14 protein-coding genes are annotated in these 15,878 nt (G+C 70.6%); all 14 read left to right on the forward strand.

The genetic code is table 11. The annotated features are described in order from the left end of the window. Nucleotides 1–2 precede the first annotated feature (2 nt). From ACFY7C_RS29470 to nuoN, 14 genes are read left to right on the forward strand one after another with little or no spacing between them, the layout of a single operon-like run. Complete coding sequence (locus tag ACFY7C_RS29470; RefSeq protein ID WP_265863904.1) at nt 3–557, forward strand: NADH-quinone oxidoreductase subunit B family protein; 555 nt, start codon at nt 3–5, stop codon at nt 555–557. After that, on the forward strand, nt 554–1,285 hold the full coding sequence (locus ACFY7C_RS29475; RefSeq protein WP_389656039.1) for an NADH-quinone oxidoreductase subunit C: 732 nt from the start codon (nt 554–556) through the stop codon (nt 1,283–1,285). Before ACFY7C_RS29470 ends, ACFY7C_RS29475 begins: the two co-directional genes overlap by 4 nt. Next, the gene (locus tag ACFY7C_RS29480) at nt 1,282–2,604 is read left to right on the forward strand and encodes an NADH-quinone oxidoreductase subunit D (RefSeq protein ID WP_389656042.1); all 1,323 of its coding nucleotides are present in this window, start codon (nt 1,282–1,284) and stop codon (nt 2,602–2,604) included. Before ACFY7C_RS29475 ends, ACFY7C_RS29480 begins: the two co-directional genes overlap by 4 nt. Continuing rightward, nucleotides 2,601–3,344 carry an NADH-quinone oxidoreductase subunit NuoE gene (gene nuoE, locus ACFY7C_RS29485; protein ID WP_389656045.1) on the forward strand — a complete coding sequence of 248 codons (744 nt, stop codon included), beginning with the start codon at nt 2,601–2,603 and terminating at the stop codon, nt 3,342–3,344. The genes ACFY7C_RS29480 and nuoE overlap by 4 nt, the downstream gene beginning before the upstream one ends. Next, nucleotides 3,344–4,693 (forward strand): NADH-quinone oxidoreductase subunit NuoF, encoded by a 1,350-nt coding sequence (gene nuoF / locus ACFY7C_RS29490; RefSeq protein ID WP_389656048.1) that lies wholly within the window; start codon nt 3,344–3,346, stop codon nt 4,691–4,693. The genes nuoE and nuoF overlap by 1 nt, the downstream gene beginning before the upstream one ends. After that, entirely contained in the window at nt 4,690–7,170 is a 2,481-nt protein-coding gene (locus ACFY7C_RS29495; protein ID WP_389656051.1) for an NADH-quinone oxidoreductase subunit G, read from the forward strand. The genes nuoF and ACFY7C_RS29495 overlap by 4 nt, the downstream gene beginning before the upstream one ends. Further along, on the forward strand, nt 7,167–7,475 hold the full coding sequence (locus tag ACFY7C_RS29500; RefSeq protein ID WP_389656054.1) for a hypothetical protein: 309 nt from the start codon (nt 7,167–7,169) through the stop codon (nt 7,473–7,475). The genes ACFY7C_RS29495 and ACFY7C_RS29500 overlap by 4 nt, the downstream gene beginning before the upstream one ends. Then, a complete protein-coding gene (nuoH, locus tag ACFY7C_RS29505; protein WP_389656057.1) occupies nt 7,472–8,863 on the forward strand; it encodes an NADH-quinone oxidoreductase subunit NuoH in 1,392 nt (463 codons plus the stop codon). Before ACFY7C_RS29500 ends, nuoH begins: the two co-directional genes overlap by 4 nt. Beyond that, on the forward strand, nt 8,856–9,473 hold the full coding sequence (gene nuoI, locus ACFY7C_RS29510) for an NADH-quinone oxidoreductase subunit NuoI (protein WP_389656060.1): 618 nt from the start codon (nt 8,856–8,858) through the stop codon (nt 9,471–9,473). The genes nuoH and nuoI overlap by 8 nt, the downstream gene beginning before the upstream one ends. Then, nucleotides 9,470–10,354 (forward strand): NADH-quinone oxidoreductase subunit J, encoded by an 885-nt coding sequence (locus ACFY7C_RS29515; RefSeq protein ID WP_389656063.1) that lies wholly within the window; start codon nt 9,470–9,472, stop codon nt 10,352–10,354. The genes nuoI and ACFY7C_RS29515 overlap by 4 nt, the downstream gene beginning before the upstream one ends. Then, nucleotides 10,351–10,650, forward strand: a complete 300-nt coding sequence (nuoK, locus tag ACFY7C_RS29520) for an NADH-quinone oxidoreductase subunit NuoK (protein WP_030214504.1) — start codon at nt 10,351–10,353, stop codon at nt 10,648–10,650. The genes ACFY7C_RS29515 and nuoK overlap by 4 nt, the downstream gene beginning before the upstream one ends. Before the next feature lie 10 nt (nt 10,651–10,660). Beyond that, nucleotides 10,661–12,601, forward strand: a complete 1,941-nt coding sequence (nuoL, locus tag ACFY7C_RS29525) for an NADH-quinone oxidoreductase subunit L (protein WP_389656066.1) — start codon at nt 10,661–10,663, stop codon at nt 12,599–12,601. Nucleotides 12,602–12,606: 5 nt separating this feature from the next. Further along, nucleotides 12,607–14,178 carry an NADH-quinone oxidoreductase subunit M gene (locus tag ACFY7C_RS29530; RefSeq protein WP_389656069.1) on the forward strand — a complete coding sequence of 524 codons (1,572 nt, stop codon included), beginning with the start codon at nt 12,607–12,609 and terminating at the stop codon, nt 14,176–14,178. Beyond that, nucleotides 14,175–15,836 carry an NADH-quinone oxidoreductase subunit NuoN gene (gene nuoN, locus ACFY7C_RS29535; protein WP_389656072.1) on the forward strand — a complete coding sequence of 554 codons (1,662 nt, stop codon included), beginning with the start codon at nt 14,175–14,177 and terminating at the stop codon, nt 15,834–15,836. The genes ACFY7C_RS29530 and nuoN overlap by 4 nt, the downstream gene beginning before the upstream one ends. Nucleotides 15,837–15,878 lie beyond the last annotated feature (42 nt).

The raw sequence follows: 15,878 nt of genomic DNA on the forward strand, positions 1-15,878 counted from the left end.
CCATGGGACTCGAAGAGAAGCTGCCGAGCGGTTTTCTGCTGACGACCGTCGAACAGGCCGCGGGCTGGGTCCGGAAGGCCTCCGTCTTCCCCGCGACCTTCGGCCTCGCCTGCTGCGCCATCGAGATGATGACCACCGGAGCCGGCCGCTACGACCTGGCCCGCTTCGGCATGGAGGTCTTCCGGGGCTCGCCGCGCCAGGCCGACCTGATGATCGTGGCCGGCCGCGTCAGCCAGAAGATGGCGCCCGTCCTGCGGCAGGTCTACGACCAGATGCCGAACCCCAAGTGGGTCATCTCCATGGGGGTGTGCGCGTCTTCGGGCGGAATGTTCAACAATTACGCGATTGTGCAGGGTGTTGATCACATTGTTCCGGTTGACATCTATTTGCCGGGTTGTCCGCCGCGCCCGGAGATGCTGATGGACGCGATCCTCAAGCTCCACCAGAAGATCCAGGGCTCCAAGCTCGGCGTGAACGCCAAGGAAGCGGCCCGCGAGGCGGAGGAGGCGGCGCTCAAGGCGCTGCCGACGATCGAGATGAAGGGGCTGCTCCGTTGAGCGACGAGACGCCCAACCCCGAGAAGGACCTCAGCGCGCAGAACCTGCCGGGGCAGCGCGGCGAGCACGGTGAGGAGGTCCGCGTCCAGCGCGGCATGTTCGGCGCCGACGACGGCGGCGACACCTCCGGCTACGGCGGCCTCGTCCGCTCGATCCGGCTCCCCGGGCCCGCCACCCGCCCCTACGGCGGCTGGTTCGACGAGGTCGCCGACGAGCTCGAGGGCGCCCTGGAGGAACAGGGCCTGGTCCCCGGGAACGCGATCGAGAAGACGGTCGTCGACCGCGGCGAACTCACCTTCCACGTCGAGCGCGAGCACCTCGTCCGGGTCGCCCGCACCCTGCGCGACGACCCCGCCCTGCGCTTCGAGCTCTGTACGGGCGTCTCCGGCGTCCACTACCCGGGCGACAAGGGCCGCGAGCTGCACGCCGTCTACCACCTGCGCTCGCTCACCCACGGCCGGCTGATCCGCCTGGAGGTCTCGGCCCCCGACGCCGACCCGCACGTCCCGTCGCTCGTCGCGGTCTATCCGACCAACGACTGGCACGAGCGCGAGACCTACGACTTCTTCGGCCTCGTCTTCGACGGCCACCCCGCCCTCACCCGGATCATGATGCCGGACGACTGGCAGGGCCACCCGCAGCGCAAGGACTACCCCCTCGGCGGCATCGCCGTCGAGTACAAGGGCGCCCAGATCCCGGCTCCGGACCAGCGGAGGTCGTACTCGTGACCACCCCTTCTGCAAGCGCGCGTGAGACGACCGAAGGCACCGTCTACACGGTCACCGGCGGCGACTGGGACGAGGTCGTCCGGTCCGCCGCCAAGGCCGACGACGAGCGCATCGTCGTCAACATGGGCCCCCAGCACCCCTCCACCCACGGCGTGCTCCGGCTCATCCTGGAGATCGACGGCGAGACCGTCACCGAGGCCCGCTGCGGCATCGGCTACCTCCACACCGGCATCGAGAAGAACCTCGAATACCGGACCTGGACGCAGGGCACCACCTTCGTCACGCGCATGGACTACCTCACCTCGTTCTACAACGAGACGGCGTACTGCCTCGGCGTGGAGAAGCTGCTCGGCATCACCGACCAGATCCCGGACCGGGCGAGCGTCATCCGCGTCCTGCTGATGGAGCTCAACCGGCTCTCCTCGCACCTGGTCTGCATCGCCACCGGCGGCATGGAGCTCGGCGCCACCACGATCATGATCTACGGCTTCCGGGACCGCGAGATGATCCTGGACCTGTACGAGCTGATCACCGGCCTGCGCATGAACCACGCGTTCATCCGCCCCGGCGGCCTCGCCCAGGACCTCCCGCCCGGCGCCGTCGACGCCGTGCGCGAGTTCGTGAAGACCATGAAGAAGAACCTGCCGGAGTACGACAAGCTCGCCACCGGCAACCCCATCTTCAAGGCCCGCATGCAGGACGTCGGCTACCTCGACCTGACCGGCTGCATGGCGCTGGGCGCCACCGGCCCCATCCTGCGCTCGGCCGGCCTCCCGCACGACCTGCGCAAGACCGACCCGTACTGCGGCTACGAGACCTACGACTTCGAGGTCCCCACCGCCGACAGCTGCGACGCCTACGGCCGCTTCCTCGTCCGCCTGGAGGAGATGCGCCAGTCGCTGCGGATCGTCGAGCAGTGCCTCGACCGCCTGGAGCCCGGACCGGTCATGGTCGGCGACAAGAAGATCGCCTGGCCCGCCCAGCTCGCCCTCGGCCCCGACGGCCTCGGCAACTCCCTCGATCACATCAAGAAGATCATGGGCACCTCCATGGAGGCCCTGATCCACCACTTCAAGCTGGTCACCGAGGGCTTCCGGGTCCCCGCCGGACAGGCCTACACGGCCGTCGAGTCGCCCAAGGGCGAACTCGGCGTCCACGTCGTCTCCGACGGCGGCACCCGCCCCTACCGGGTCCACTTCCGCGACCCGTCCTTCACCAACCTCCAGGCCATGGCCGCGATGTGCGAAGGCGGCCAGGTCGCCGACGTCATCGTCGCCGTCGCGTCCATCGACCCCGTGATGGGAGGCGTCGACCGATGACGGACGGACACACCAGTCTCGGGATGCCCCAGCTGCCCGCACCCGACTACCCGGCCGAGGTCCGCGCCCGGCTGGAGGCGGACGCGCGGGCGATCATCGACCGCTACCCGGGGTCCCGCTCCGCGCTCCTGCCGCTGCTGCACCTCGTGCAGTCGGAGGAGGGCCACGTCACCCGTACCGGCATGCGGTTCTGCGCCGACATGCTCGGCCTGACCACCGCCGAGGTCACCGCCGTCGCCACCTTCTACAGCATGTACCGCCGCCGGCCCTCCGGGGACTACCAGGTCGGCGTCTGCACCAACACGCTGTGCGCGGTCATGGGCGGCGACGCCATCTTCGAGGAGCTCAAGGAGCACCTGGGCGTCGGCAACAACGAGACCACCCCGGACGGCAAGGTCACCCTGGAGCACATCGAGTGCAACGCGGCCTGCGACTTCGCCCCGGTCGTGATGGTCAACTGGGAGTTCTTCGACAACCAGACGCCCGAGTCCGCCAAGCAGATCGTCGACGACCTGCGGGCCGGCCGTCCCGTCGCACCCACCCGCGGCGCGCCGCTGTGCACCTTCAAGGAGACCGCCCGCATCCTGGCGGGCTTCCCCGACGAGCGCGAGGGGGCCGTCGAGGCCACCGGAGGGGCCGGCCCGGCCTCGCTCGTCGGGTTGCGGCTGGCCAAGGGCGAGACCCCGCACCACAAGATCGTCCACCCGCGCGGCGAATCGGCCAGTGGGGAGGGGGAGTGATGACCTTGGCAGCCGAGATCAACAACAGCAGCCCCGAGAAGCTGCTCGCACCCGTCCTGTCCGCCTTCTGGGACCAGCCGGACTCCTGGACCCTGGAGACCTACCGGCGCCACGACGGCTACGAGGGCCTGCGCAGGGCCCTCGCGATGTCGCCCGACGAACTCATCGCGTACGTCAAGGAGTCCGGCCTGCGCGGCCGCGGCGGCGCGGGCTTCCCCACCGGGATGAAGTGGCAGTTCATTCCCCAGGGCGACGGCAAGCCGCACTACCTCGTCGTCAACGCCGACGAGTCCGAGCCCGGCACCTGCAAGGACATCCCGCTCCTCTTCGCCAACCCGCACTCGCTCATCGAGGGCATCGTGATCGCCTGCTACGCGATCCGCTCCAGCCACGCCTTCATCTATCTGCGCGGCGAGGTCGTCCCCGTCCTGCGCCGCCTGCACCACGCGGTGAAGGAGGCCTACGACGCCGGATACCTCGGCCGGAACATCCTCGGCAGCGGGCTCGACGTCGAGCTCACCGTGCACGCCGGCGCCGGCGCGTACATCTGCGGCGAGGAGACCGCCCTGCTCGACTCGCTCGAAGGACGGCGCGGCCAGCCCCGGCTGCGTCCCCCCTTCCCCGCGGTCGCCGGTCTGTACGCCTGCCCCACCGTGGTGAACAACGTCGAGTCCATCGCCTCGGTTCCCGCGATCCTCCACAAGGGCAAGGACTGGTTCACGTCCATGGGCAGCGAGAAGTCCCCGGGCTTCACGCTCTACTCGCTCAGCGGCCACGTCGCCTCGCCCGGCCAGTACGAGGCCCCGCTCGGCATCACCCTGCGCCAGCTCCTCGACATGAGCGGCGGGATGCGGCCCGGCCACCGGCTCAAGTTCTGGACCCCCGGCGGCTCCTCCACCCCGATGTTCACCGAGGAGCACCTCGACGTCCCGCTCGACTACGAGGGCGTCGGCGCCGCCGGTTCCATGCTCGGCACCAAGGCGCTGCAGTGCTTCGACGAGACCACCTGCGTGGTCCGGGCCGTCACCCGCTGGACCGAGTTCTACGCCCACGAGTCCTGCGGCAAGTGCACGCCCTGCCGCGAGGGCACCTACTGGCTGGTCCAGTTGCTCCGCGACATCGAGGCGGGCAAGGGCGTCATGTCCGACCTCGACAAGCTGAACGACATCGCCGACAACATCAACGGCAAGTCGTTCTGCGCCCTCGGCGACGGCGCCGCCTCGCCGATCTTCTCCTCGCTGAAGTACTTCCGCGACGAGTACGAGCAGCACATCACGGGCAAGGGCTGCCCCTTCGACCCCGCCAAGTCGACGGCCTGGGCGGACAAGCACCGGGAGGTGAACGCATGACCGTCACCACGTCGAACCCGGCCGGCGGCGGCAGCCCGGCGGTGCCGCCGGAGGATCTCGTCACGCTGACGATCGACGGCATCGAGGTCTCCGTCCCCAAGGGGACCCTGGTGATCCGCGCCGCCGAGCAGCTCGGCATCGAGATCCCCCGGTTCTGCGACCACCCGCTGCTCGACCCGGCCGGCGCCTGCCGCCAGTGCATCGTCGAGGTCGAGGGCCAGCGCAAGCCGATGGCCTCCTGCACCATCACCTGCACCGACGGCATGGTCGTCAAGTCACAGCTGACCAGCCCCGTCGCCGAGAAGGCCCAGCACGGTGTGATGGAGCTGCTGCTCATCAACCACCCGCTGGACTGCCCCGTCTGCGACAAGGGCGGCGAGTGCCCGCTGCAGAACCAGGCGATGTCCCACGGGCAGGCCGAGTCCCGCTTCGAGGGCCGCAAGCGGACGTACGAGAAGCCGGTCCCGATCTCCACGCAGGTGCTCCTGGACCGCGAGCGGTGCGTGCTGTGCGCGCGCTGCACCCGCTTCTCCAACCAGGTCGCCGGCGACCCGATGATCGAGCTGGTCGAGCGCGGCGCGCTCCAGCAGGTCGGCACCGGCGAGGGCGACCCCTTCGAGTCGTACTTCTCCGGCAACACCATCCAGATCTGCCCGGTCGGCGCGCTCACCTCGGCCGCCTACCGCTTCCGCTCCCGGCCCTTCGACCTGGTGTCGTCGCCGAGCGTCTGCGAGCACTGCGCGGGCGGCTGCGCGACCCGCACCGACCACCGGCGCGGCAAGGTCATGCGACGGCTCGCCGCCGAGGACCCCGAGGTCAACGAGGAGTGGATCTGCGACAAGGGGCGGTTCGGGTTCCGTTACGCGCAGCAGCGTGACCGGCTCACCACCCCGCTCGTCCGCAACGAGCTCGGCGTGCTCGAAGCCGCGTCCTGGCCGGAGGCCCTGGAGGCCGCCGCCCGCGGCCTGGTCCGCGGGCGCACCGGCGTCCTGGCCGGCGGCCGGCTGACCGTCGAGGACTCCTACGCGTACGCCAAGTTCGCGCGGGTCGCCCTCGACACCAACGACGTCGACTTCCGGGCCCGCGTCCACTCCGGCGAGGAGGCCGACTTCCTCGCCTCCGTCGTCGCCGGGCGCGGCCGGGACCTGGACGGTGCCGGGGTCACGTACACCTCGCTGGAGGCGGCGCCCGCGGTGCTCCTCGTCGGCCTGGAGTCCGAGGAGGAGGCGCCCGGCGTCTTCCTGCGGCTGCGCAAGGCCTGGCGGAAGAAGGGGCAGAGGACCTACGCGGTCGCCGCCTACGCCACCCGCGGCCTGGAGAAGACCGGCGGCACCCTGCTCGCCGCCGCTCCCGGCACCGAGACCGAGTGGCTCGACGCGCTGACCTCCCGGACCGGGCTGTCCGGGGACGGCCTCGCCGCCGCCGAGGCGCTGCGCCAGGACGGCGCGGTGATCGTCGTCGGCGAGCGGCTCGCCGGAGTGCCGGGCGCGCTGACCGCCGCCGTACGGGCCGCGACCGCCACCGGCGCGCGGCTGGTGTGGATCCCGCGCCGGGCCGGAGAGCGCGGCGCCGTCGAGGCGGGCGCCATCCCCGCGCTGCTGCCCGGCGGCCGGCCCGCGACCGACCCGAGGGCCCGCGAGGAGGTCGCCGCCGTCTGGGGCGTGCGCGAACTCCCGCACGGCTACGGCCGCGACACCGGCCAGATCGTCGAGGCGGCCGCGACCGGCGAGCTGGCCGCGCTGCTCGTCGGCGGCGTCGACGTCGACGACCTGCCGGACCCGGCCCGCGCCCGCGAGGCCCTCGACGCGGCCTTCGTCGTCTCCCTGGAGCTGCGCCCCGGCGCGGTCACCGAGCGGGCCGACGTGGTCCTGCCGGTCGCCGCGGTCGCCGAGAAGCCCGGCACCTTCCTCAACTGGGAGGGCAGGGCCCGGATGTTCGAGGCCGCGCTCAAGCCGGAGCAGATGACCCGGCCGCTTCCCCCGAGCGACGCCCGTGTCCTGCACATGCTGGCCGACGCGCTCGACGCCCATCTGGCGCTGCCCGACCTGCGGTCGGTGCGGCGCGAGCTGGACCGGCTCGGCGGCTGGACCGGCGAGCGGGCCACCGAGCCGACCGAGCCCGGCCAGGCCGCGGCGCGCCCCGCCGACGGCGAGGCCGTCCTCGCCGGACACCGGCTGCTGCTCGACCTGGGCCGCCTCCAGGAGGGCGACGAGGCCCTGGCCGGCACCCGGCACGCCGCCGTCGCCCGCCTCTCGGCCGCCACCGCCGCCGCCACCGGCGTCAAGGACGGCGACCTCCTCGCCGTCACCGGCCCGTCCGGCAGCACCGAACTCCCCCTGGCGGTCACCGAGATGCCCGACCGCGTGGTCTGGCTCCCGCTGAACTCCACCGGCCACGGCGTCCTCACCGACACCGGCGCCCACCCCGGCGACCTGGTCCGCATCGGCCCGGCCACCTCGAAGGAGGTGGCGACGTGACCAGCTCCGCGCCCCACCGCCCCGCCCTGCCGGGAGAGGTCCGCATCGTGCGCGAGCCCTTGGCACGGCTCCGCCGACCCGCCCTGCGGGCCGAGGGCTCCAGCGCACGCGGGCCTTTGGCGGCGCAGCCCGCCGGGTCCGGCGTCCGGCTGCTCGTCGCGGCGGCGCCGCGAGCGGGTGGCGGCCTCCGGTCGGGGGTCGCCCCGGCCGCCGCGGACCGCGCGACGGGCTCGCGCGGCTCCGGCGCCCACGTCGTCCGGCCGGCCGCAGGCCCGGCCCTCCCCGTACCGGAGGTGCGCGCATGACCGCCCTCGCTGCACTCGACGCCGCACAGCGCAGCGTCCTCGCCGCCGAGGACCTGTCGATGTTCGGCACCGACCCCTGGTGGCTCGTCGCGATCAAGGCGGTCTTCTGCTTCGCGTTCCTGATGGTGACCGTGCTCTTCTCCATCGTGTGGGAGCGCAAGGTCGTCGCCTGGATGCAGCTGCGCGTCGGGCCCAACCGGCACGGCCCCTGGGGCATGCTCCAGTCGCTCGCCGACGGCATCAAGCTGATGCTGAAGGAGGACGTGATCGTCCGCCGGGCCGACAAGGTCGTCTATGTCCTGGCCCCGATCGTCGCCGCCATCCCGGCCTTCATGGCGATCGCGGTGATCCCGTTCGGCCCGGCCGGCAACGAGGTGTCGATCTTCGGGCACCGCACGGCGATGCAGCTGACCGACCTGCCGATCGCGATGCTGTACGTCCTCGCGGTCGCCTCCGTCGGCATCTACGGCATCGTCCTGGCCGGCTGGTCCTCCGGCTCCACGTACCCGCTGCTCGGCGGACTGCGCTCCTGCGCGCAGATGATCTCCTACGAGATCGCCATGGGCGCCGCGTTCGCCTCGGTCTTCCTCTACTCCGGGTCGATGTCGACCTCGGCGATCGTCGAGGCGCAGGCCGACCGCTGGTTCGTCGTCCTGCTGCCGGTCTCCTTCATCATCTACATCGTCACCATGGTGGGCGAGACCAACCGCGCCCCCTTCGACATGCCGGAGTCCGAGGGCGACCTCGTCGGCGGCTTCAACACCGAGTACTCGTCCATCAAGTTCGCGATGTTCATGCTCGCCGAGTACGTGAACATGGTGACCGTCTCGGCCGTGTCCGTGACCCTGTTCCTGGGCGGCTGGCGGGCCCCGTACCCGATCTCCACCTTCTGGGAGGGCGCGAACCACGGCTGGTGGCCGATGCTCTGGTTCGTCCTCAAGGTGCAGCTGCTGCTGTTCTTCTTCATCTGGCTGCGCGGCACCCTGCCCCGCGTCCGCTACGACCAGCTGATGAAGCTCGGCTGGAAGGTCCTCATCCCGGTCTCGCTGGTCTGGCTGATGCTGGTCGCCACCGTCCGGGCGCTGCGCAACGCGAACTACGACTTCCAGACGATCGTGCTCTACGTCGCCGGCGCGGTCCTCGCGGTGCTGCTGCTCTCCTTCGTCGCCGACGTCTTCCGCGACCGGAAGGCGAAGGGCGGGGCGCCGGCACCCGAGGACACCCGCGCGTTCGACCCGATGGCCGGCGGCTTCCCCGTACCGCCCAAGCCCGGACAGTCCCTGCCGCCCGTACCGCGGCGTCGGCCCCGCCACGAGCGGGAGCTGATTGTCAGTGGTGGCCCCGATACTGCTACTGAGAGTGATGGAAAGGAGACGGACGGTGTCTGATTTCCAGAATCCGGTGGCCGGCTTCGGCGTGACCTTCAAGGCCATGTTCAAGAAGCGGCTGACCGAGCAGTACCCGGAGCAGCAGAAGACGACGGCGCCCCGCTTCCACGGCCGGCACCAGCTCAACCGTCACCCCGACGGCCTGGAGAAGTGCGTCGGCTGCGAGCTGTGCGCCTGGGCCTGCCCCGCCGACGCCATCTACGTGGAGGGCGCCGACAACACCGACGAGGAGCGCTACTCCCCGGGCGAGCGGTACGGCCGCGTCTACCAGATCAACTACGCCCGCTGCATCCTGTGCGGACTGTGCATCGAGGCGTGCCCCACGCGGGCCCTGACGATGACCAACGAGTTCGAACTGGCCGACTCCTCCCGCGAGAACCTGATCTACACCAAGGAGCAGCTGCTCGCGGGTCTCGAGGAGGGCATGGTCGACACCCCGCACGCCATCTACCCCGGCACCGACGAGCAGGACTACTACCGGGGACTGGTCACCGAGGCCGCGCCCGGCACCGTCCCCCAGGTCGCCGTCTCCAAGGGCGAGGTGGTGCAGGAGGGCGAGTCCACCTTCGGCGAGTCCGAACCGGCGTCGGGGAAGGTGGTCGGCCGATGAGCGCGACCCTCGCCGCCTCCGCCACCTCCACCGGCGAGGCCGTCCAGTTCTGGGTCCTCGGCACCGTCGCCGTCGTCGGCGCGCTGTGCACGATCCTCATGAGGAAGGCCGTCCACTCCGCGCTCTGCCTCGCCGGCACCATGATCGTCCTGGCGGTCTTCTACCTCGCCAACGGCGCGTACTTCCTCGGCGTCGTCCAGATCGTCGTCTACACCGGCGCGATCATGATGCTGTTCCTCTTCGTGGTCATGCTGGTCGGCGTCACCGCCGCCGACTCGCTGAAGGAGACCCTCAAGGGGCAGCGCTGGTGGGCCGCGGCCTGCGGGCTCGGCTTCGGCGTCCTGCTGATCGCCGGCATCGGCCGCGCCTCGCTCACCGAGTTCAACGGCCTCGGCGCGGCGAACACCGCCCACGGGGGGAACGTCGAGGGCATCGCCGCCCTCGTCTTCACCAAGTACGTGTTCGCCTTCGAGATCACCGGCGCCCTGCTGATCACCGCGGCCGTCGGCGCCATGGTCCTCACCCACCGCGAGCGCACCGAACGCGCCCGCACCCAGCGCGAGCTGTCCGAGCAGCGCGTGCGGGAAGGCAAGCACCTCCCGCCGCTCCCGGCGCCCGGCGTCTACGCCCGGCACAACGCGGTGGACATCGCCGGTCTGCTGCCCGACGGCACCCCGGCCGAGCTCACCGTCATCTCCACGCTGCGCAAGCGCGGCCAGGTCCGTGACGTGTCGACGGAGGCGCTCGCCGACCTCAAGGCCCTGGAGCAGCGCTCCGAGGAGCGCCTCGGCCGGGACCGGGAGGACGTCCGCGACATCCGGGACCAGGTCCGGGACTCGGATCGGGGCTCGGCCCGGGACGAAGAGGAGGCCACCCGGTGAATCCCGTCAACTACCTGTATCTCGCCGCCCTGCTGTTCACCATCGGTGCGGCCGGGGTGCTGATCCGGCGGAACGCGATCGTCGTCTTCATGTGCGTCGAGCTGATGCTCAACGCCTGCAACCTCGCGTTCGTCGCCTTCTCCCGTATGCACGGCAACCTCGACGGCCAGATCATCGCCTTCTTCACGATGGTCGTGGCCGCCGCGGAGGTCGTCGTCGGACTCGCGATCATCGTGTCCGTCTTCCGTGCCCGTCACTCGGCCTCGGTCGACGACGCCAGCCTGATGAAGCTGTGAGGGGCTGACCGTGGACAACCTCATTGCGCTGCTCGTCGCGGCGCCCCTGCTCGGAGCGGCCGTCCTGCTGTGCGGCGGGCGGCGGCTCGACAAGGCCGGGCACTGGCTCGGCACCCTGCTCGCCGCCGTCTCCTTCGGCATCGGCCTGGTCCTGTTCGCCGACATGCTCTCCCGGAGCGCCGAAGACCGGGCCCTGCACCAGCGGCTGTTCAGCTGGATCCCCGTCGAGGGCTTCCAGGCGGACATCGCCTTCCAGCTCGACCAGCTGTCGATGACCTTCGTGCTGCTGATCACCGGCGTGGGCACGCTCATCCACGTGTACTCGATCGGGTACATGGAGCACGACGAGCGCCGCCGCCGCTTCTTCGGCTACCTCAACCTGTTCGTCGCGGCGATGCTGCTCCTCGTCCTCGCCGACAACTACCTGCTGCTGTACTTCGGCTGGGAGGGCGTCGGCCTCGCCTCGTACCTCCTGATCGGCTTCTGGCAGCACAAGCCCACCGCGGCCACCGCCGCGAAGAAGGCCTTCCTGGTCAACCGGGTCGGCGACATGGGCCTGTCCATCGCGATCATGCTGATGTTCACCACCTTCGGGACCTTCGCCTTCGGGCCGGTCCTGGAGTCGGCCGGAGAGACCTCCGAGGGCATGCTGACCGCGATCGGTCTGATGCTGCTCCTCGCGGCCTGCGGCAAGTCCGCCCAGGTCCCGCTGCAGTCCTGGCTCGGCGACGCGATGGAGGGCCCGACACCGGTCTCCGCCCTCATCCACGCCGCCACCATGGTCACCGCCGGTGTCTATCTGATCGTCCGCTCCGCCGACATCTTCAACGCCGCCCCCGACGCCCAGCTCGTCGTCACCGTCGTCGGCGCCGTCACGCTCCTCTTCGGTGCGATCGTCGGTTGCGCGAAGGACGACATCAAGAAGGCGCTGGCCGGTTCGACGATGTCGCAGATCGGCTACATGGTCCTCGCGGCCGGCCTCGGCCCCATCGGCTACGCCTTCGCGATCATGCACCTGGTGACCCACGGCTTCTTCAAGGCCGGGCTCTTCCTCGGCGCCGGCTCCGTCATGCACGGCATGAACGACGAGGTCGACATGCGCAAGTACGGCGGCCTCAGGAAGTACATGCCGGTCACCTTCGCCACCTTCGGCCTCGGCTACCTCGCGATCATCGGCTTCCCGGGCCTGTCCGGCTTCTTCTCCAAGGACAAGATCATCGAGGCGGCCTTCGCCAAGGGCGGCACCGAGGGCTGGATCCTCGGCGGCTGCGCCCTCCTCGGCGCCGCCATCACCGCGTACTACATGACCCGCGTGATGATCCTGACCTTCTTCGGCGAGAAGCGCTGGCAGCCCGCCCCGGACGCCGACAAGGTGCCCGGCGCCGAACCGGCCGCCGAGCACGCGGCCGGGGCGATGCCCCACCCGCACGAGTCGCCGAAGTCCATGACGATCCCGATGATCCTGCTCGCCTTCGGCTCGGTCTTCGCCGGCGGCTTCTTCGGCATCGGCGACCGCTTCGTGAAGTGGCTGGAGCCGGTCACCGGCTTCGAGCACGGACACCCGCCGATCGGCGCCGGGGCGATCACCGCCTCCACCGTCGCCGTCATGCTCCTCGGCGTCGGCGTCGCCTACCTCCAGTACGGGCGCCGCCCGGTGCCGGTGGTCGCCCCGCGCGGCTCGCTGCTCACCCGGGCCGCCCGCCGCGACCTGCTCCAGGACGACTTCAACCACGTCGTCTTCGTCCGCGGCGGCACCCACCTGACCCGCTCCCTCGTCTACGTCGACCACAGCCTCGTCGACGGGGTGGTCAACGGCACCGCGGCCTCGGTCGGCGGCCTCTCCGGCCGACTGCGCATGTTCCAGAACGGCTACGCCCGGTCGTACGCGGTCTCCATGTTCGGAGGTACGGCGGTGCTCATCGCCGCGACCCTGCTGATGAGGGCGGTGTAACTCCCATGTCCTTCCCGCTCCTTACGGTGACGGCAGCGGTGCCGGCGGTCGGTGCGATCCTGACCGCCGCGGTCCCCGCGGCCCGCCGCACCGCCGCCAAGTGGCTGGCGCTGCTCGTCTCGCTGGCCACCCTCGTGCTCGCCGCCCTCGTCTTCGTACGGTTCGAGCCCGGCGGCGACCGCTACCAGCTCACCGAATCGCACGCCTGGATCAAGGACTTCGGCGTCCGCTACGAGCTCGGCGTGGACGGCATCGGGGTGGCGCTGATCGCCCTCACGGCGCTGCTCATCCCGTTCATCATCCTGGCCGGCTGGCACGACGCCGACCCCCTGGAGACCTCCTCCAAGAGGTGGCGGCCGACCCAGGGCTTCTTCGCCCTGATCCTCATGGTCGAGGCGATGGTGATCCTCTCCTTCGAGGCCACCGACGTCTTCCTCTTCTACATCCTGTTCGAAGCCATGCTCATCCCGATGTACTTCCTCATCGGCGGCTTCGGCGACCGCGCGCACTCCGGCTCCGACGAGAACGCGGCGGCCCAGCGCTCCTACGCGGCGGTCAAGTTCCTGCTCTACAACCTGGTCGGCGGCCTGATCATGCTGGCCGCGGTCATCGGGCTCTACGTCGTCGCCGGCAACTTCTCGCTCACCGAGATCGCCGAGGCGCGGGCCAACGGCTCGCTGGAAATGGCGACCAGCACCGAGCGGTGGCTGTTCCTCGGCTTCTTCTTCGCCTTCGCGGTGAAGGCGCCGCTGTGGCCGCTGCACACCTGGCTGCCCAACGCGATGGGGGAGGCCACCGCCCCGGTCGCCGTCCTCATCACCGCCGTCGTCGACAAGGTCGGCACCTTCGCGATGCTCCGCTTCTGTCTCGGGCTCTTCCCCGAGGCGTCGAAGTGGGCCACCCCGGTGGTCATCGCCCTCGCGCTGATCAGCATCGTCTACGGGGCGCTGCTCGCCGTCGGCCAGCGGGACATCAAGCGTCTGGTGGCCTACGCGTCGATCTCCCACTTCGGCTTCATCATCATGGGCATCTTCGCGATGACCAGCCAGGGCCAGTCCGGCGCCACGCTCTACATGGTCAACCACGGCATCTCGACGGCCGCGCTGATGCTGGTCGCCGGCTTCCTGATCTCCCGGCGCGGCTCGCGGCTCATCGCCGACTACGGAGGCGTGCAGAAGGTCGCCCCGGTGCTCGCCGGCACCTTCCTGATCGGCGGCCTCGCCACCCTGTCGCTGCCCGGACTCGCCCCCTTCGTCAGCGAGTTCCTGGTCCTCGTCGGCACCTTCTCCCGCTACCCGGTGGCCGGGATCATCGCCACCACCGGCATCGTCCTCGCCGCGCTCTACGTCCTCGTCCTCTACCAGCGGACGATGACCGGCCCGGTGAAGGAGGAGAACCGCTCCATGCCGGACCTGCGGGCGCGGGAGCTCGCGGTGGTCGCCCCGCTGATCGCGGTGCTGATCTTCCTCGGGGTCTTCCCGAAGCCGCTGACGGACGTCGTCAACCCGGCGGTGCGGCACACCATGTCCGATGTCCAGCAGAAGGACCCGAGCCCCGAAGTGGAGGCGGCCAAGTGAGCGCATCCGCCGTCGCACCCGCCGTCCACACCCTGTGGACGACGGCCGCCGAGCCGATCCAGAAGATCCCGGCGCCCCACATCGAGTACGTCCAGCTGTCGCCCGTGCTCATCGTGGTCGGCGCGGCCGTCCTCAGCGTCCTCGCCGAGGCCTTCGTGCCGCGCAGGGGACGCCACTACACCCAGGTGTTCCTGAGCGTCCTGGCCCTGGCCGCCGCCTTCGCGGCGGTCGTCGGCCTGGCCGCCGGAGGCTACGGCTCCACCAAGGCCCACATCGCGGCCATGGGCGCCATCGCCGTCGACGGGCCCGCGCTGTTCCTCCAGGGCACCATCCTGCTCGCCTCGATCGTCGCGATCTTCACCTTCGCCGAGCGCAGGCTCGACCCGGCCCACCACGGCCACAAGGTCGACTCCTTCGCCGCCGAGGCCGCCGCCGTCCCCGGCAGCGACCACGAGAAGGCGGCCGTGAAGGCCGGCTTCACCACCACCGAGGTCTTCCCGCTGGCCCTGTTCGCGGTCGCCGGCATGCTGGTCTTCCCGGCCGCCAACGACCTGCTGACCCTCTTCATCGCCCTGGAAGTCTTCTCGCTCCCGCTCTACCTGCTCTGCGCCGTCGCCCGCCGCAAGCGGCTCATGTCGCAGGAGGCCGCGGTCAAGTACTTCCTGCTCGGCGCCTTCTCCTCGGCGTTCCTGCTCTTCGGGATCGCCCTGCTCTACGGCTACGCGGGCTCCGTCTCGTACGCGACGATCGCCGACGTCGTCAGCGGCGACGTCACCGCGATCGACCCGGCGCTCGCCGCCACCATGGGCAACGACGTGCTGCTGCTCATCGGCTTCGCCATGGTGCTGATGGGCCTGCTGTTCAAGGTCGGCGCCGTCCCGTTCCACATGTGGACCCCGGACGTCTACCAGGGCGCCCCGACCCCCGTCACCGGCTTCATGGCCGCCGCGACGAAGGTCGCCGCGTTCGGCGCGATGCTGCGCCTGCTGTACGTGGTGCTGCCGGGCCTGACCTGGGACTGGCGGCCGGTCATGTGGGCGGTCGCCATCGTCACCATGCTGGGCGGTGCGATCGTCGCGATCACCCAGACCGACATCAAGCGGCTGCTCGCCTACTCGTCGATCGCCCACGCCGGGTTCATCCTGGCCGGTGTCATCGCGGCCACGCCCAGCGGCGTCTCGTCCGTGCTGTTCTACCTGGGCGCCTACTCCTTCGTGACGATCGGCGCCTTCGCCGTGGTCACGCTGGTGCGGGACGCGGGCGGCGAGGCCACCCACCTGTCCAAGTGGGCGGGCCTCGGCCGTCGTTCGCCGCTCGTCGCGGCGGTCTTCGCGGTCTTCCTGCTCGCCTTCGCCGGCATCCCGCTGACCTCCGGATTCTCCGGGAAGTTCGCGGTCTTCAAGGCGGCGGCGGACGGCGGCGCGGGTGCGCTGGTCGTGGTCGGCGTGATCTCGTCGGCGATCGCCGCGTTCTTCTACGTCCGGGTGATCGTGCTGATGTTCTTCAGCGAGCCGAAGGCGGACGGACCCACGGTCGCCGTGCCGTCGGGCCTCACCTCGGTGGCCATCACCGCCGGAGTGGTGGTCACGCTGGCGCTCGGCTTCGCGCCGCAGTACTTCCTGGACCTGGCGAACCAGGCGAGCGTGTTCGTGCGTTAGCCGGCACGAGTGAGGGCCCGGTCTCCGCGTGCGGGGGCCGGG

This window comes from Streptomyces sp. NPDC012769 (assembly GCF_042901205.1).
Lineage (GTDB): Bacteria > Actinomycetota > Actinomycetes > Streptomycetales > Streptomycetaceae > Streptomyces.